Annotated in this window: 10 protein-coding genes and 2 pseudogenes; 6 read left to right on the top strand and 6 right to left on the bottom strand. The window is 31.8% G+C overall.

Features of this window, described 5'->3' with window-relative positions:
* Window positions 1-20: 20 nt before the first annotated feature.
* Both gltB and CQA76_RS06870 read right to left on the bottom strand, forming a co-directional pair.
* Window positions 21-4,460 (bottom strand): glutamate synthase large subunit, encoded by a 4,440-nt coding sequence (gltB, locus tag CQA76_RS06875; RefSeq protein WP_137622685.1) that lies wholly within the window; start codon window positions 4,458-4,460, stop codon window positions 21-23.
* 70 nt (window positions 4,461-4,530) lie between these two features.
* Complete coding sequence (locus tag CQA76_RS06870; RefSeq protein ID WP_137622684.1) at window positions 4,531-5,832, bottom strand: Na+/H+ antiporter family protein; 1,302 nt, start codon at window positions 5,830-5,832, stop codon at window positions 4,531-4,533.
* Between the two features lie 203 nt (window positions 5,833-6,035).
* Between CQA76_RS06870 and sorA the strand changes: the two genes are divergently transcribed.
* Window positions 6,036-7,277: a sulfite:cytochrome c oxidoreductase molybdopterin oxidoreductase subunit gene (gene sorA / locus CQA76_RS06865; RefSeq protein WP_137622683.1), complete on the top strand. Its 1,242-nt coding sequence runs from the start codon at window positions 6,036-6,038 to the stop codon at window positions 7,275-7,277.
* Window positions 7,278-7,279: 2 nt separating this feature from the next.
* Complete coding sequence (sorB, locus tag CQA76_RS06860; protein WP_137622682.1) at window positions 7,280-7,618, top strand: sulfite:cytochrome c oxidoreductase monoheme cytochrome C subunit; 339 nt, start codon at window positions 7,280-7,282, stop codon at window positions 7,616-7,618.
* Between the two features lie 50 nt (window positions 7,619-7,668).
* On the opposite strand, the gene CQA76_RS06855 is transcribed toward sorB, so the two are convergent.
* The 4 genes from CQA76_RS06855 to dnaA form a co-directional block, all read right to left on the bottom strand.
* On the bottom strand, window positions 7,669-9,393 hold the full coding sequence (locus CQA76_RS06855; protein ID WP_137622681.1) for a DUF262 domain-containing protein: 1,725 nt from the start codon (window positions 9,391-9,393) through the stop codon (window positions 7,669-7,671).
* Window positions 9,394-9,555: 162 nt separating this feature from the next.
* A complete protein-coding gene (gene gyrB, locus CQA76_RS06850) occupies window positions 9,556-11,868 on the bottom strand; it encodes a DNA topoisomerase (ATP-hydrolyzing) subunit B (protein ID WP_137622680.1) in 2,313 nt (770 codons plus the stop codon).
* A 36-nt stretch (window positions 11,869-11,904) separates the two neighbouring features.
* The gene (gene dnaN / locus CQA76_RS06845) at window positions 11,905-12,972 is read right to left on the bottom strand and encodes a DNA polymerase III subunit beta (RefSeq protein ID WP_137622679.1); all 1,068 of its coding nucleotides are present in this window, start codon (window positions 12,970-12,972) and stop codon (window positions 11,905-11,907) included.
* Between the two features lie 161 nt (window positions 12,973-13,133).
* Window positions 13,134-14,456, bottom strand: a complete 1,323-nt coding sequence (gene dnaA, locus CQA76_RS06840; protein WP_137622678.1) for a chromosomal replication initiator protein DnaA — start codon at window positions 14,454-14,456, stop codon at window positions 13,134-13,136.
* An 85-nt stretch (window positions 14,457-14,541) separates the two neighbouring features.
* Between dnaA and ruvC the strand changes: the two genes are divergently transcribed.
* The 4 genes and pseudogenes from ruvC to CQA76_RS09240 form a co-directional block, all read left to right on the top strand.
* Complete coding sequence (gene ruvC / locus CQA76_RS06835; protein ID WP_137622677.1) at window positions 14,542-15,018, top strand: crossover junction endodeoxyribonuclease RuvC; 477 nt, start codon at window positions 14,542-14,544, stop codon at window positions 15,016-15,018.
* A pseudogene (locus CQA76_RS09435) lies at window positions 15,011-15,208 on the top strand (hypothetical protein); the annotation flags it as partial. The gene ruvC and the pseudogene CQA76_RS09435, both read left to right, overlap by 8 nt.
* Before the next feature lie 344 nt (window positions 15,209-15,552).
* A complete protein-coding gene (flgE, locus tag CQA76_RS06830; protein WP_137622676.1) occupies window positions 15,553-18,102 on the top strand; it encodes a flagellar hook protein FlgE in 2,550 nt (849 codons plus the stop codon).
* A gap of 341 nt (window positions 18,103-18,443) precedes the next feature.
* Window positions 18,444-19,483: pseudogene (locus tag CQA76_RS09240) on the top strand (flagellar hook protein FlgE); the annotation flags it as partial.

The raw sequence follows: 19,483 nt of genomic DNA, 5'->3' as shown, positions 1-19,483 counted from the left end.
TCACTTTAGTTTGTTCTTTTTTATCCCTGTGTGATTTTCAAAAAAGCTGCTAAACTTGGATCTTTTTCATGCTTGCAAATTTCAAGCATTTTTAACATCTTTTCATAATCCCTTGGCATAATCTTAAAAAAATCTTTCTTATCAAATTTATCTAGTATATCCTTAGCTTTTTTTGAATCAGTATAAAAAATATGTTTTTCTATCATCTTTTTTAATTCTTTTTCGTCTTTAGCGTTTAAATCCTTAATATCCACAAGCTCCGTATTAACATGAACTTCATTGTGCCTTCCTAGTATGTAAGCAATACCTCCACTCATTCCAGCTGCAAAATTAGCACCCACATCACCAAGTACGACTACAAGCCCACCTGTCATATACTCACATCCATGAATTCCCATTCCTAAAACCACAGCTTTAGCACCTGAATTTCTCACACAAAATCTCTCTCCAGCTATGCCATCAAGATACACTTCACCTTCAGTTGCACCATACAAACAAGCATTTCCTGCGATGATATTTTCTTCGGGTGAAAAAGTCGCTTCATCTGAAATTTTAGCGATGATTTTTCCTCCACTTAAGCCCTTGCCTAAATAATCATTACTATCTCCGATGATCTCAAGCTTGATCCCTTTGATCAAAAAAGCTCCAAAACTATTTCCAGCATTTCCTATGGCTTTAATATAGATATTATCTTCCATTAAAGCATCTTTTCCATAAGTTTTTAAAATTTCACTTGAAAGCATAGTCGCAAAAGTCCTGCTTTGATTGCCCACTTCTAAAGAAAGCTTGATCGGTTCTTTTATAGCATTTTTACAAAGTGGGAGTAAAATTCTATAATCAATCGTTTTTTCAAGTTTATTATCTTTATAATCTTTAAAATGCACTGCGGTTTTATTGTAAGTGGATAAAGATTTTAAAATTTTATCTAAATTAATTTTCCCTGCTTTAGCCTGTGCATTTTTTTGATGAAGTTTATCCACACGACCTATCATATCATCTAAACGCTCAAAACCTAATTTAGCCATATATTCTCTTAATTCTTCAGCTATAAAATACATAAAATTAACAATCTCATCCACCTTGCCTTTAAAATTCTTTCTAAGCTTTGCATCTTGAGTGGCGATTCCAACTGGACAAGTATTAAGATGGCAAACCTTATTCATGCTACAACCCATTACGATCATAGCCGCCGTAGCAAAGCCGAATTCTTCAGCTCCTAAAAGTGCTGCTATAGCCAAATCTCTTCCTGTCATAAGTTTGCCATCAACTGCTAATTTTATTCTATCTCTAAGTTTGTTTAAAATAAGCGTTTGATGAGTTTCGGCTAAACCTAATTCCCAAGGAATTCCCGCATGCAAAATTGAAGTTCTAGCACTTGCTCCAGTGCCTCCATCATAACCTGAAATTAAAATAGAATTTGCTCCTGATTTTGCAACGCCTGCTGCAACCGTTCCTATACCATTTGCACTGACGAGTTTTACTGAAATTTTAGCGTCTTTGTTTGCATTTTTTAAATCATAAACAAGCTGAGCTAAATCTTCAATAGAATAAATATCATGATGGGGTGGCGGAGAGATAAGAGTAACAGCCGGTGTAGAATGTCTAGCTTTAGCAATCCAAGGATAAACCTTAAAGCCTAGCAATTGCCCTCCTTCTCCAGGTTTTGCCCCTTGAGCAACTTTGATTTGAATTTCTTTTGCATGGATTAAATAATTTAAATCCACTCCAAAACGGCCACTTGCAACTTGTTTTATAGCAGAATTTTTATCGCTTTCATAGCGTTCTTCATCTTCCCCACCCTCACCTGAATTTGACTTTGCACCTATTTTATTCATGGCCATTGCCAAACACTCATGAGCTTCTTTAGAAATTGATCCATAGCTTATTGCACCGGTTCTAAAACGTTTTACTATGCTTTCTACACTTTCTACTTTATCGATGCTGATAGCTTCATTAAAATCAAATTCCATTAAAGAACGCAATGTGATTTGCTTTTCATTGATCAAAGAAGAATATTTTTTAAAAATTTTATAATCATTGTTTTTACACGCCTTTTGAAGATTAAAAACAATCATAGGATCGATTAAATGTTCCTCTTTAAAATCTGAATTTTCATCTTTAAAAGCGTTTTGATGTAAATTGATAAGTTCTTTTTCAAAATCGTGCAAACTAATGCCCTCTATACGCGAGGCAGTAGAAGTAAAGTATTTATCAATCATTTTAGAATTTAATCCCAAGCACTCAAAAAGTGCTGATCCATTATAACTTTGCAAGGTAGAAACACCCATTTTAGAAGCAATTTTTACTATACCATTTGAACTTGCATGGATGAAATTTTCTACCGCTTTTTCATAGCTTAAATCTATTTCTTTATCTTTAACGAATTTATAGATACTTTCATAAACCAAATAAGGATTGATCGCAGTCGCACCATAGCCTAAAAGACAAGCAAAATGATGAACTTCTCTAGGCTCTGCACTTTCTATGATGATACTTGTGTGGGTTCTTAAATTTTTTCTAACCAAATGATTATGCACCCCAGCAACCGCAAGTAAAGCAGGGATATAAGCGTTTTTTTCATTCACTCCTTTATCGCTTAAAATAATGATAGAAGTTCCCTTTTTTATTTCTTTTTCTACCTCTGTAAAAAGATTATCCAAAGCCTTTTCTAAAGTCGTTTTAGAATGATCATAAAGTATAGAAAATTCTTTTACCTTGAAATTTTTCAAAGATCTAATCTCAAATAATTCTTCATTGCTGATAATTGGCAAAGAAATTTTCACACGCTTGGCATTTTTTTCATCAGGTTTTAACAAATTCCCTTCGCGACCTAAATAAATTCTTGTTGAGGTTACAATTTCTTCTCGTATAGAATCAAGCGGAGGATTAGTCACTTGTGCGCAAAGCTGCTTAAAATAATTATATAAAGGTTGATAATTTTTCGATAAAACCGCCAAAGGTATATCAACTCCAGTAGAAACAATCGCTTCTTTACCACTTTGTGCCATAGCTTTAACACTCATTATAAGTTCATCTTCACTCCAAGCAAACACTTTTTGAAGTCTTAAAATTTCATCTTGCTTTAAAAATTTATGCTTATAAGCTCCACTATCTTGTTTTTCAAGATCAATTAAATTTTTAAGCCATTTTTGATAAGGCTTAGCATTAGCATAATGCTCTTTGATTTCATGATCGGTTACCACCCTACCCCTTGCAGTATCGACGAGTAAAAGTTTTCCTGGCTCTAAGCGTTTTTTAGCTTTGATATTTTTTTCATCGATTTTTAAAGCTCCTGTTTCACTAGAAAGTATCAACATATCATCTTTTGTAAGATAATACCTTGAAGGACGAAAACCATTCCTATCTAAACTCGCCCCCATAATCACACCATCGGTAAAAACAATCGCCGCAGGTCCATCCCAAGGCTCCATCAATAAAGAATGATACTCATAAAATGCACGTTTATGGCTTTGCATATTTTCATTTTTATGCCAAGGTTCAGGTACCATCATCATAAAAGCTTCTTCTAAAGTTCTACCATTTAAAGCTAAAAATTCTAAAGTATTATCAAACATAGCAGAATCACTGCTTTCTTTAGCAATGATCGGAAAAATTTCATCCAAATTTTCAAAATAATCACTTTGCATCAAATCTTGTCTTGATCTGATACCATCAACATTGCCTCGTATGGTATTGATCTCACCATTATGCACCATATAACGATTTGGATGTGCTCTTTCCCAACTTGGAAAGGTGTTGGTAGAAAAACGAGAATGCACCAAGGCTATGGCTGATTTCATATTGACATCTTTAAAATCAAGATAAAAATCGCTCAATTGTGTAGAAAGTAGCATTCCTTTATAAACTATAGTTCTAGAAGAAAAGCTAGAAAAATAAAATTTAGGCACATGTAAAGCCTTTTTTTCTATGAGACGACGGCAGCTATAAAGCACTCTTTCAAATTCAATTCCTGCATTTATTTCATCTGGCTTTTTCACAAAAGCTTGTAAAAAATAAGGCATAGCCTTTAAAGCACTCTCTCCTATATCACTAGGGTTAAAAGGAACTTCTCTAAAACCTAAAAATTCAAGGTTTTTATCTTTTAAACCTTGCAAAAAGATAGCTTTGGCCTCTTCTTTAGCTTCTGAATTTGGAGATAAAAACATTTGTGCAACGGCATAATCGCCTTTTTTTGGAAGTTCAAAGCCTAATTCTTGAGTTTTAAAAAAATCGTGTGGAATTTGGATTAAAATTCCAGCTCCATCTCCTGAATTTTCTTCAGCTCCAAAACCCCCTCTATGCTCAAGATTCATTAAAATTTCTAAAGCATTGCAAATAACCTTATAAGAAGCGATACCACGTATATTAGCAACAGCCGCAATCCCACAAGCATCATGCTCATTTTTTGGGCTATAGAGTCCTATACTTTGATTTTTTTCTAAAATATCCTCTAAATTCATCTTTACTCCTTATAAATTGTTTTTCACTATTTATAAGGATTATAACATAAATAAGAATATAAACTAGACGCTATAAAAACATAGCAATAATACTTCCTAAAATCAGTAAAGGGCCATTGTAAAAAATAAAAGTGGGCACACAAGTATCCTTAATATGATCGTGTTGTTTATCAGCATTTAAACCCACGCTTGTTCCCATAGTCGTTTCACTAGCAGGACTTCCAGCATCTCCTAAAGCTCCAGCTACACCTAAAATAAAAATTGTCAGAGGAATGCTAAAACCAAGCTCTAAACAAATAGGACAAAAAAGCGTGGCAATGATAGGTATCGTTCCAAAAGAAGTTCCTATACCCATAGTTACAATAAGTCCGATTAAAAGCATTAAAAAGATGGCTAAAAATTTACTTTCTTTGATCCATGGAACAACAAAATCAACAAGTTCTTTAACAGCTCCACCTTGCTTTAAAACCTCTCCATAGCCTGCTGCTACAAGGATTACAAAGGCGATAAAACCCATCATTTTAAGTCCGTCATCAAAAACCATATTCACGTTGCGATACTCTACTCCTCCTAAAATCACCATTAAAATAAAGCCCAAAAGTCCAGATAAAGGTAAATTCATAGTGATAATTTGCAAAATTAAAGTTAAAATCAATCCAGCTAAAACACCCCATTCTTTACGCGTCATTTGTAGATTATCTAAATCAATTTTAGCAAGCTCTATCTCTTTATATTCTTTTGGTTTGCGATAAAATACAAAAATAGCCAAAAAAAGACCTGTTATCATACAAATAGCTGCTAAATACATCGTATGTGTAACATCAGTTAAGGTTACATTTACACCATTTTGTTCAAGATTATCCCTTAAAAGATCTTGAAAAGTCAAACCAAAACCAACAGGCAACACCATATAAGGAGTTGTAAGTCCAAAAGTTAAAGCACAAGCAACCGCTCTACGATCTATTTTTAAACGATTAAATAAACTCAAAAGTGGCGGTATAAGTAGAGGAATAAAAGCCACGTGGATAGGGATTAAATTTTGAGAAAAACAAGAAATTATAGCAATGGATAAAATCAATAAATATTTTTTATGAGAAATAAAACGACTCACCATTTTAATCAAATACGCCGTTAAATGAGTGCGTGAAATAGCTGCTGCTATAGCGCCTAAAATCACATAACTTAAAGCGGTTTTTAAATTTCCTTTCATCCCGGTAATCAAAGCATCCATAGCATCTGTTAATGACATATGATTTAGCATTCCTGCTACAAGAGCAGAAATTAAAAGGCTTAAAAGCACGTTAAAACGAAATAAACAAAGCAAGGTCATTATAAAAACACTTACTATAACTGGATTTGTAAGTAAAATCAAATTTCTTCCTTAATTTTAGTAAAAGATTGGATTGTAAAATAATTTTAGTTAAAATGCGATAAAGTTTTTTATTTTAATACATAATATTTTAAAATTTCTCTGTTTTAATTATTTTTTTTAATCAAAAGCATTAATATTATAAATTATTTAAATTATTTAAATTATAATACAATTTTGAAATTTTAAAATACAGGGGAAATATAATGAAAGAAACCGATCAAAATAAAGAAAACCGAAGAGATTTTTTAAAAAATTTAGGGATTAGTTTGCTAGGAATAAGCACATTATCTAATTTTTCTTTTGAAAATTTCTTAGGCAGTAAGGCTTTAGCAAAAGAATTGCCTAGTTTCAAAATCGAAGGAAAAAAAGATTTGATCTATCATGGCGATAGACCAATGACTGCAGAAACAGAAATTTATGCTTTAGACAGCGATTTTACAAAACCTGAAAATTTCTTTGTTAGAAACAACGGAGTTCCACCAACTTTAGAAACTATCAAAGCAAGATTAAAAAAAGGTTGGACTTTAGAAATTGGCGGTGAAAGTGTTGTAAATTCTAAAACTTATACTTTAGATGAGTTAAAAAAGAAATTCAAAACCTATACTTACGCCTTAACTCTTGAGTGTGGTGGAAATGGAAGAGGTGAAGTTTTACCTAGCACTAAAGGAACTCAATGGGGTTATGGTGCTGTAGCTTGTGGTAGATGGACTGGAGTGAGATTAAAAGATATTTTAGAAGATTGTGGGATCAAAAAAGACGCTGTTTATATTGGATATTATGGAATAGATACTAAATTAAATGGTGAAGAAATTTCTCCTATTAGCCGTGGCGTTCCTATTTCTAAAGCTTTACAAGATGAAACCTTAGTCGCTTGGGCTTATGAAGGAAAAGATATTCCATTATACAATGGCTACCCTTTACGCTTAGTTTGTGGGGGTTATCCTGCAAGTACAAGCGGAAAGTGGCTAAGCAAAATCGTAGTAAGAAACAAAGTTCATGATGGTGAAAAAATGGAAGGATCTTATAGAGTTCCTGTAACTCCTGTAAAACCAGGTGATTTTAGCTATAAAGGCGAAACAAAAATCATAGAATCAATGCCGGTAAGATCTGTAATCACTAATGTTAAAAATGGCACTAAAGTAAAAGTCAATAAAAAATTCGAAGTTAGAGGAAAAGCTTGGGCGGGAGAATTGTTTGTAAAAGACGTTTTTGTGAGTTGTGATTATGGTGTGACTTGGACTAAGGCTAAAGTAGAAAAACCTCTCAATCGTTTAGCATGGCAAAAATGGAGTGCTGAAGTTTCTATTCCGACAAAAGGATATTATGAAATTTGGGCTAGAGCAGTCGATAGTGAAAATAAAAGCCAACCTATGGTTTTAGCCCAGTGGAATCCAGGTGGTTATATCAATAATGCTTGCCATAGAGTGAATGTGTATGGAGTTTGATCATGTTTAAAAAAATTTTATTTTTACTCACTTTAAGCTTGAGTTTTTCCTTTGCTCAAGATTATAAAGTCAATCCAGAAACAGGTTTGATCATCGATCCTGATTCTCCTTTAGTAGAAGCTAACTGTCTTGCTTGTCATAATTCAGGACTGATTACAAATATGCACGCAAACAAACAAGCTTGGTTAGCTGCCATTAGATGGATGCAAGCAGAAGAAGGACTTTGGGAAATACCTGCTGCAGATGAAGAAAAGATTTTAAATTATCTTGAAAAATACTACGGAGAACAATACAACACTAGAAGAAGAGTTCCTTTAGCTGTTCTTTTAGAAAAGAAATAATTTTATTTTATCAAAAAAAGAAATTCACTTTTTTTGATAAAAATTCAGTTTTATTCGTTATTTTTATTAAATATATTAACATCCCAGATTTCAAAAAAATCATCAATACATTTTTTCGTCCTTTTTTCAATTTCTTTTGTATCCCATGATTTTTTGTCTAATAATTCTTTATTGATTAATAAATCAGCATTTTTACGAATATAATTTTTAACTTTTCCATCTCCATTAAGTTTAAATTGCCAATTTTGATTTTTCAAAGAAGTATTAAGTTTACCTTTTAATAAAGTCATATTACCAATCTGATAAATAAATTTTTCCGCTTGTTTTTCATCGCTTATAATATCACTCCAATGCTCTTGCCAACTTTTAGGCAATAAATGTTCTAAAGTATAAACATAATTCAAACCTAAAGTATTATCCTTATAATCTTTATTTTTATCTTGTCTGTATAATTCAATCCAAAATAAGACGAATTTTGCGTCATAATTATCTATATTAGTTAACCATTCTTTAATTTCTTTTTTATTAAAACACTTTCCATATTTATCAAAAATTTCAATTCTTATAATATTAGCTATATCATCAAAATTAACCTTTTGAATTTTTTTAATAACTTTTGAAAAAAACTTATTATAATCTTTAGTTTCGAAATTATACATCATTAATATTTCTAGTAAATATAGACATTGTTTATAAATATTTTCTTTTTTTACCAACATTTTTTTTAAAAATAAGATTAAAGGTAAAACAGTATTCATGCTATAAGTATGAATTATATGAAAAAATCTTAATTCATAATTTTTATATTTTAAAACCGTTTCTTTATTTATATTTGGAAAATTACGGTATATTTTTGCATAATCTTTTAACTCACTTAATAAATTTTCTAATTCATTTTCTTTCAAATTTTTTATATAATCTTTATATAGAGAACTTAAATTACTTAAGCTATCTGAATCACTATTAAAAATACCTTTTATAATTGCATAAGAATGTAAAAATATTTCACTTTTACTTCTTTTAACTCTACCACTTTCTATTTCTTCATTCCAAAAATTTTGTTCTTCTTCGTCTTTGTCAAATACATTATCCCAATATTTCTCATAATATTGCATAGCTTTATCTTCATCGGTTATTTTTATGATTTTATCAAATAAAGCATTTTTAATAATATCAGTAGATGAAAGTTTTTGTCCTGTAGAATTAATTGAATCAAATATTTTTTGTTCATCTTCATTTGCATTTAAACAAACAACAACCCATAATTTACTTTCTATAATAAATTCTACAAATTTAGATAAATTAATATTTTGTTTCAAATTTTCTATTTCTTTTTTAAAATAATTAAAACAACCAAAAATTCCTTCTTTTTCTTGGTTATCAATATCTTTATCTTTTAAAATTTTTTCATACTTTTCTTTATCTAGTCTTGAATGATTAATTTTCGATTCTTTTTTAGAAAATAAATAAGTTTTTAATTCTAATTTTTCTTTTTGTTCTTGTTCTAAAAAATCATATAAAACTTTAACTAAAATTGAAAAAGTAGTAAGTCTTTGTTGTCCATCAATGATAGTAGAATAATTCTCAACTCCATTATTTCGTTTTAAAATAATAGAACCCAAAAAATGTTCTTTTTTCTCTAGAAAACTACACTTTAAATCTTTCAGTAATTGATTCCAATGCATATCTTTCCATACATAAGCTCTTTGAAAAAAAGGAATAACTACTCTTTTTTCGTCTCTTATAAAATTAAAATTATTTTCTCTAGCTTCCATAGAAAATCCTTTTAGCAAACTGCATATTTTAATAAAATAATATTTATATTATATTTAATTATTATATTTTTAAAGTAAAAAATAGAATTTATGATAAAAGTTAAAGTGTCAATTTTAAGCAGTTACTTTCCAAACAAAGAAGAAAAAATCTTCTTTGTTTTATCACACATCCAAATGCTTCACATCCTTAGCGTGTGCTTGGATATAATCACGTCTTGGCTCTACCTCATCACCCATGAAAAGATTAAAGGTATCATTAGCACTTTGTGCGTCTTCTATGGTGATTTTAAGAAGTCTTCTTATGCTTGGATCCATAGTCGTTTCCCAAAGTTGTTCAGGATTCATCTCACCTAAACCTTTATAACGTTGGATATAAGCTCCTTTTTTAGCATTTCTCTCAACTTCATCTAAAATTTCTAAGATATCTTTTTCAAAAGCTAAATCACGCTCTTTGATTTTACTAAAGATAAAATTTGCTTCTTCATAAAGCGGATGTGAAAACAAATCATCATTGATGATTAGTTCTTCTAAACCATTTTCAGTTTGCACGTAAATGCGAATTTCGTTTTCATTGATATAGTGATTTAAGATATTGTGTCCTTCTTTTTCTAAAAAGGCTTTTACGATTTTAAAAAGTTCTTCATTATCTTCTTTGATAAAATCAGGATTTTCTATAAGATAGCGGATCACAGAAATCACATTAAAACGTTTTTTGAGATCATTTAAAACCGATCTATAAGCGGCAACGATTTTTAAAAAGTCTTTAAGATCGTTTAATCCTATGCCTTCATAATTAGAACTTTCAATTCCAGTTTCGATCAAATAATCATTTAAAGCTTTTTCATCTTTAAGATAAATTTCTTTTTTTTGCCCTTTTTTATAACGATAAAGTGGCGGTTGTGCAAGATAAATATGTCCATTAGCCACAAGTTCATTCATAAAACGGAAGAAGAACGTTAAAAGCAAGGTTTGTATGTGCGATCCATCCACATCCGCATCCGTCATAATGATGATCTTATGATATCTTAATTTTGAAATATCAAAATCATCTCCTATACCGCAACCAAAAGCGGTGATCATATTTTGGATTTGTTCTGATTTTAAAATTTTATCCAGTCTTGCTTTTTCAACATTAAGAATTTTACCACGCAAAGGCAAGATCGCTTGAAAAGATCTTTCACGTCCTTGTTTTGCAGAACCGCCCGCAGAATCACCCTCAACAAGATAAATTTCACTTTCACTTGGATCCTTACTTTGACAATCAGCCAATTTTCCTGGCAAAGTTCCAACGCTTAGACTTTCTTTTTTACGGGTTAATTCTCTAGCTTTTTTAGCCGCTTCTCTACCACGTGCAGCCATTAAAGCTTTATTCATAATGGCTTTTGCTTCGATAGGATTTTCTTCAAAATATTTACTTAGATACTCAAAACTAGCCTTTGAAACGATAGGACGCACATAAGAAGATCCTAATTTTCCTTTAGTTTGTCCTTCAAATTGCGGTTCAGGCACCTTCACACTCACAACAGCTATAAGGCCTTCCCTTACATCCTCACCGGTGATTTTATTGTCTTTTTCTCTAGCACTAGCATTGGCTTCGATATAATTGCTGATCACACGAGTTAAGCCCATTCTAAAACCGGCTTCATGAGTTCCGCCATCTGGAGTTTTGATATTATTGACAAAAGAGAGTAAATTTTCACTATAAGTATCATTATAAAGCAAAGCCACTTCTACATTGACATCTTCTTCATCTACGCTAAAGAAAATCGGTTTTGTTAAAGCTTCTTTTTTATTCATATCGCTTACAAATTGCGAAATTCCTCCCTCAAAATGAAAACTTTCATTTCTACCTACACGATTGTCTTTAAAATTAATCGTAATTTTTGGATTTAAATACGCAAGTTCTCTAAATCTTTTTGCCAAAATTTCATAATCAAATTCAGTCACTTCAAAGATAGTATTATCAGGCCAAAATTCAATCGTCGTTCCCGTTTTTTTACTCTTGCCTATCACACTAAATTCACTTGTAACTTTACCTTCTGAAAATTCTTGACGATAAATTTCTCCATTTCTTTCAACTGTGGCTACAAGTTTTTTAGAAAGAGCGTTCACTACAGAAACCCCAACCCCATGCAAACCACCTGAAACTTTATAGGTATCTTTATCGAATTTACCCCCTGCGTGAAGAACGGTTAAAACAACAGTTAAAGTAGGTATATTTTCAGTTGGATGCATATCTACAGGGATACCACGTCCATTATCACTTACGATACAACTTCCTTCAGTGGTAATTTCTACATCGATAGTATCACAATGCCCAGCCATAGCTTCATCGATGGAATTATCCACCACTTCATAAATCATATGATGAAGTCCGCCTATGTTAGTATCTCCTATATACATACCAGGGCGTTTTCTAACAGCTTCTAAGCCTTTTAGAACTTTGATATTACTTCCGCCGTAATTTTCTTGCATATCTTTCCTTTTTTATCTAACTTTTTAAAAAATTTCTTACAAAATCATAGGCATAATAACCATAGATAAGCCCTGAGACTTAACTACAAAAGCTAAATTTGATTCATTAACATTTAATGTAAATTTTTCTTCTTCTATAGAAGTTAAAAAGTCAAGTAAATGTTTTATTTTTATGGTTAGATTAAATTCTTCACTCACACCTGTTTGGATTTCAAGTTCGGTTTTTGCTTCCATATTGTCTAAACTTATACCTTCAAAAATGATTTTATCTTTATTGAAATGAAGTTTCATTTTTTCAGTTACAACGCTGATTTTTCTAAGACTATCTATAAAATCTTCTGTTGAAAATTCAAGGCTTTGTTTGAATTCTTTTGGTATGACTTTTTCATAATCAGGGAATTTATCATTGATGAGTTTAGTAAAGAATTCAAAATTATCATTTTTAGCAATAAGCATATTTTGATCATAATAAATTTCTATTTTTTCATAGAAAAGTTTTTGCATTTCCATAATAGCTTTTTTAGGAATACTTATAGAAAATTCTTGAGGATTTGTTTTTTCAAGAGTATAAACAGCAAGGCGTCTAGTGTCAGTTCCAACAAAATTAATTTTATCAGTTTTAATATCTAAAAAGGCACCATTTAAAGAGTATTTTGGATTGTTAGTATCAATGCTTGGTAAGATTTTTTTAAGAGAGCGACTTAAATCACTTGAATCAATGTCAAATTGATTTTTTCCTTCTGTTTTTGGAAAATTAGGAAAATCTTCATAATTAAACATAGGTAATTTATATTTTGTTCTTTTTTGTCTGATAAATAAGAAATTATCTATAGTTTCTAAAATCACTTCTTCATTGTTTAAACTTTTGATAACATCAGCTATACTTTTTGCATTTGCAGTTGCAAAACCACTGCTTTCAACACGAATTTTTCTTATCTTATAGTTGATTCCTATTTCAAAATCACTTGCTTTGATAATGAGTTTATCTTCTTCAGCTTGAAAAAGTAAATGTGAAGTGATGGTGCTAGCGTCTTTTTTTTCAACGTAAGCATTACACAAAATGATTGCAGATTCAAGTGTATTTTTATTGATACTAAGTTTCATTTTTTCTCCTTGCTTTTTATTTAATTTAAATTCGTCGTAATAATAAGTCTGTTGAAATTGTGAAATTTTTCAGCAAAAAATCATTAAATTTGTATTTTACCATACTTTGCTTAATTCTATTTTTTTCACATTGGTGTTTCATTTTTTTCACCTTTTTTCACTTAAATTTGACTTTTAGCTAAAATTTTATTTTTTAATTCTTCGATTTTTATCTTAGTTTCATTATTTTCTTCTATCAATTCTTTGATTTTTTTCACACTATGTGAAATGGCTGTGTGATCTTTCATCACGAAAAAATTAGCCAATTGCGAAAAAGTAAGGCTAGTAAGTTCCCTTGCTAAGTAGATCGCAACACGTCTAGCTATAACGACATTTTGTTTTTTATTGTTTGATTTCACATCACTTGGTTTGATGTTAAATTCTTTACAAACTAAGGCTAAGATATCTTCTATGCTGATATTTTCTTTTTTCTCTTTGATATGATCTTTCATAACACTTTTTGCAAGTTCGAGCGTGATTTCTTGTCCGACTATGTTTGCATAAGCATTTAAGCTGATGATAATCCCTTCAATTTCACGTATGTTATCCCCTAAAGAAGTGGCGATATAATTTATGATATCATTAGAAAGATTGATATCATTAAATTCACATTTTTTTCTTATGATAGCGATTTTAGTATCAAGTTGTGGCGGAGTGATATCAGCAATGATCCCATGTGCAAAACGACTTTTTAAGCGTTCTGTGATGCCTTTTAGCATATTAGGCGGATTATCTGAAGTCATGATGATTTGTCCGTTATTGTTTTTGATTTCATTAAATATAAAGAAAAATTCTTCCTGAATTTTATCCGTTTTTCCTAAAAATTGCACGTCATCTATAAGCAAAACATCACAATTTCTATATTTGTCGTGAAATTTATCCAAGGAGCCGTTTTTTAAATTCGAGGTGAATTCATTGACAAAATTTTCACTCGTAGCATAGATCACTTTTTTACCCATTTCTAAACTTGCATTGCCTACAGCCTGAAGTAAGTGAGTTTTTCCAAGTCCTGTAGAACCATAGATAAATATAGGATTGTAAAGCTTTCCAAGTTTATCTTTATGTGAGACCGCTTTACAAGTTCCATAAGCGTATTTATTAGAGTCTCCTACTACAAAGCTTTCAAAAGTAAAAGAAGGATTTAAAATCGTACTTTGTGCTTTTATGTTTGCTATATCTATTTTTATAGTACTTCTTGTGTGTTTTTGACTTTGAGCTTGTATATTGATAGTAGCTTTTATTCCGCTTTGCACTTCATAAAAATGTGAAATTTTGTTGGCGTATTTCGTTTGTATGAATTTAGCGATGAGTTCATTTGGAGCGTTAAAAATTAAAAGATCAGCTTTGCTTTGTTTTTCATTGTATTTTAAAGTGGATATATAATTTTCGTACTCATTTTCGCTTAATTCTTTTTTTAAATTTTGGAGTATATCATTTGGGTTCATTATCTCTCTTTAATTTTTAATGTATAAATTTTATCTTAAATTTTATAAAAAAAGGTTAAAATCTATTTTATTTTAAGGGTGAAAATTGAAAATTTTAGGTATCGATCCAGGTTCAAGAAATTGCGGTTATGCCATTATAGAAGCAAATAAAAATAAAACCATTCTCATAGAAGCAGGACTGATTAAGATCAAACCTAGTACTTTGCAGTATCAAATCACAGAGCTTTGTGAAGGTTTAGATCTTATTTTTAAGACACACCATTTTGATGAGGTAGCGATAGAAGATATCTTTTTTGCTTACAATCCAAAAAGCGTTTTAAAACTCGCACAATTTCGTGGAGCTTTAAGTTTGAAAATTCTACAAATTCACGGCGATTTTGCAGAATACACCCCTTTACAAGTTAAAAAATCCGTTACAGGTAAGGCAAAAGCGACAAAAGAACAGGTTGCCTTTATGGTAAAAAGACTTTTAGGACTTAGCAAAGATATTAAACCCTTAGATATCACAGATGCTATTGCTGTTGCTTTAACACACGCTGCAAATTTAAGAGTAAGAGTATAAAGGAATTTGGGTTTCTTATGCAGACGCTAAATTCACAACTGCAGGGGGTAATGTTTTTGATGAAAACAGCCATCAAGATCAAAATAATGTAGTTTTTTGGGGAAATACAGACAATCCTGTAAAATTAGATATTACCTTAAATGGAATTCATATTGAAAATTCAACTATTAAAAGTATTGATGAAACTGTAGAGGTATAGAATTAGGCCATTTCAGTAACCATAACAAAGCAAATTTTTATAGCATAAACATTATTAAATTAGATTATACATATCAATTCACTTTAAAGTTTTTGATAAAACTAAAAAGCTTTAAAATTTAAGTTCAAATTCTACCGACAAATGTTAGAATTAATAGAGTTTTAGCTAGAAATTTTCCCAACCCACCCACCCTTATAAAACTACACTAAAAACTTAATTTTTCAAAAATTTTTTACATTTTTACTTAAAAATTTAAAAAGTTGGAACGGAACTTGCTTATAAACTTGCATAAACGCAAATGCGTTAAAAAGCAATATTTTATAAAGGATTTAACTATGATGAGATCACTTTGGTCCGGAGTGAGCGGACTTCAAGCACACCAAATAGCAATGGACGTTGAAGGTAACAACATTTCTAACGTTAATACCACAGGTTTTAAATACTCTCGTGCCGATTTTGGAACGATGTTTTCTCAAACAGTAAAAATCGCTACAACACCAACCGATGGTAGAGGCGGACAAAATCCCCTTCAAATTGGACTGGGTGTTTCTGTGAGTTCAACTACAAGAATTCATTCTCAAGGTTCAGTTCAAACTACCGATAAAAATACCGACGTTGCGATCAACGGAGACGGCTTTTTTATGGTGAGTGATGATGGAGGTTTGACAAATTATCTTACAAGAGCTGGAGATTTTAAACTTGACGCTTATGGAAATTTTGTTAATAACGCAGGTTATGTGGTACAAGGTTGGAATATAGACTGGGATAGTCAAACCATTGATTCTTCAAGAAGTCCACAAAATATTTTTATCGATCCAGGTATGCATATCCCTGCAGCACAATCCACTGAAGTAGCGATCAAAGCAAACCTTAATAGTGGTCTTAGTATAGGAACGGCTAGCAGACCATTGTATTCTTTGGATTCTATCCATGGTTTTAACAAAAAAACAGGTGAAGATGCAGACGAAAACGACACAGGAACGACTCAATTTTACACCACTTCTAAGAATGCTATCGATGTAACTGAAAAAGGCGTTGATTGTGCTTCTTTATTCAATGCAAGTGGAACAGGTTTAAATTTAAGAGATGGTCAAGGAATTTGGGTTTCTTATGCAGACGCTAAATTCACAACTGCAGGGGGTAATGTTTTTGATGAAAACAGCCAACAAAATCAAAATAATGTAGTTTTTTGGGGAAATACAGACAATCCTGTAAAATTAGATATTACCTTAAATGGAATTCATATTGAAAATGAAACTATTAAAAGTATTGATGAAGCTGTAGCTTATATCAATACTTTTACCGTTCCAAACGATAGTAGAGAAGGAACAGGAGTCAAAGCAGTAAAAACAGCTGATGGTAGTGGTATAGAATTTGTTAATGACAATTCAGATGGCACTACAGATAATATGAAAAATATCAGCTTAACTGTTAATGCAGAAAATGAAGCAGGTGAAATGCAAAATGTTACTTGGGATAAAGACAATAAGAAATTTACAGTTGAATCTACTCCAGCGGGTGATGATAGTGATTGGTTTACTGATACTTATCAACAACAAGATGGTATTACAAAAAACCATGTAGATATTATCACTGCTCATAAATATATCTATAGTTCTTCTCAACAAAGCATACCTCCTATGTATAATCCTGATGGAGGAAAGGGATTTGAAGCAGGGACAGGGAATGCTGCTCCAACCGATCCGGCCTCTAAAAACTACTATGATGCGATAAAAGGTGGTTTAAGAAATACTGCTGAAAGGGTATTTCATACTACTGAAGATTTAAGAGAGCTTTTGCAAAGAGACGCAAGATATGGGGTAGATTATGATGGTGATGGTATGAAAGGATATGATACAGATGATATCAATCAAAATGTAAAAGTAGTGGTGAATGACTCAGGTGCTTTTTCTATCACTAATGTGAATGAAAGTTCAACCATACTTGCCGGTGCCGGTGCGGCTGAAGGTAACGGAGCAGGAAATGCAGTTTCAGTTGGTGCTAAGAATATGAATTTTAATGTTACTTCTTATACAGATAGTTTAGGAAAAGTAAGCACTAATGATGCCTTCACTAAAATCTTTAAAGGTCTTGATGGAGTTTTCCCTGCAGGAAATCAAGTTAAACAAAGCGAACTTTTAAAACTAAGTTCTTTTTCTGCCGGACTTGAAATTTATGATTCTTTAGGATCAAAACATACTTTAGAAGTGCAATTTGTTAAGCAAAGCACTACTCAAGATGGGGGTAATGAATGGCAAATGATCATCCGTGTTCCAGAACCTGCTGAGATTAACACTACAGGTGAAGGTCCTAGCAATATCATCGTAGGAACGGCAAGATTTAACAATGACGGATCTTTATCTTCATACAACCCTAGAACTTTAAATTTCTCACCAAACAATGGTGCCGCACCAAACCAACAAATCAAGCTTAGCTTTGGAACAAGTGGAAGTAACGACGGACTCGTGAGTTCAAACTCTGCTTCAGCACTCACTAGCCAAGCAACCGATGGTTATACTTCAGGAAACTTAAAGCCAGAAGCACTTCGTGTAGATGATAAGGGTAATATTTTGGGTGAATTTACCAACGGAATGACTTTTGCAGTGGCAAAAATGGCTATGGCATCTGTGGCAAATAACTCAGGTCTTGAAGAAATCGGCGGAAACCTTTACAAAGTAACCGCTAATAGTGGTAGTATAGTCGTAGGTGAAGCAGGAACAGGTGGCCGTGGTGAGATGAAAACTTCGGCGCTTGAAATGTCAAATGTGGATTTGAGTCGTTCTTTAACTGAACTTATCATCATCCAAAGAGGTTATCAAGCAAACTCTAAAACGATTTCAACTAGCGATCAAATGCTTCAAACTTTGATCCAATTGAAACAATAATTGATCTTTTGATTCTTTATAAAATTTTTCCCACTTTTTGTGGGAAAGCAATCTCGCTTTACAAGTCTATTCTAGGTAGATTTGTAATACTAGATTAGACTTGTGACTGCCTTCAAATTATTGCTAACTCGCTCTTTTTAGAGTGAGTTGCAATAAATTTGAAAAATTAAATTTTCAAATTGATGAATTTAAGGCTATCAAAATTCATTATGATCAATCTCGCTTTACAAGTCTATTCTAGGTAGATTTGTAATACTAGATTGGACTTGACTGCCTTTTAGATTATTGCTAACTCACTTTATTTACTGCCAATAGTGGGTTTGCAATAAATTTCAAAACCAAGCACCCAATTTTACACCACTTCTAAGAATGCTATCGATGTAACTGAAAAAGGCGTTGATTGTGCTTCTTTATTCAATGCAAGTGGAACAGGTTTAAATTTAAGAGATGGTCAAGGAATTTGGGTTTCTTATGCAGACGCTAAATTCACAACTGCAGGGGGTAATGTTTTTGATGAAAACAGCCAACAAAATCAAAATAATGTAGTTTTTTGGGGAAATACAGACAATCCTGTAAAATTAGATATTACCTTAAATGGAATTCATATTGAAAATGAAACTATTAAAAGTATTGATGAAGCTGTAGCTTATATCAATACTTTTACCGTTCCAAACGATAGTAGAGAAGGAACAGGAGTCAAAGCAGTAAAAACAGCTGATGGTAGTGGTATAGAATTTGTTAATGACAATTCAGATGGCACTACAGATAATATGAAAAATATCAGCTTAACTGTTAATGCAGAAAATGAAGCAGGTGAAATGCAAAATGTTACTTGGGATAAAGACAATAAGAAATTTACAGTTGAATCTACTCCAGCGGGTGATGATAGTGATTGGTTTACTGATACTTATCAACAACAAGATGGTATTACAAAAAACCATGTAGATATTAGCACTGCTCATAAATATAACTATAGTTCTTCTCAACAAAGCATACCTCCTATGTATAATCCTGATGGAGGAAAGGGATTTGAAGCAGGGACAGGGAATGCTGCTCCAACCGATCCGGCCTCTAAAAACTACTATGATGCGATAAAAGGTGGTTTAAGAAATACTGCTGAAAGGGTATTTCATACTACTGAAGATTTAAGAGAGCTTTTGCAAAGAGACGCAAGATATGGGGTAGATTATGATGGTGATGGTATGAAAGGATATGATACAGATGATATCAATCAAAATGTAAAAGTAGTGGTGAATGACTCAGGTGCTTTTTCTATCACTAATGTGAATGAAAGTTCAACCATACTTGCCGGTGCCGGTGCGGCTGAAGGTAACGGAGCAGGAAATGCAGTTTCAGTTGGTGCTAAGAATATGAATTTTAA

This window comes from Campylobacter aviculae, from assembly GCF_005406215.1.
In the GTDB taxonomy this organism is placed as follows: domain Bacteria; phylum Campylobacterota; class Campylobacteria; order Campylobacterales; family Campylobacteraceae; genus Campylobacter_D; species Campylobacter_D aviculae.
Note: the sequence above shows the minus strand (reverse complement) of the source record. Positions and strands in the feature narration are given on the sequence as shown.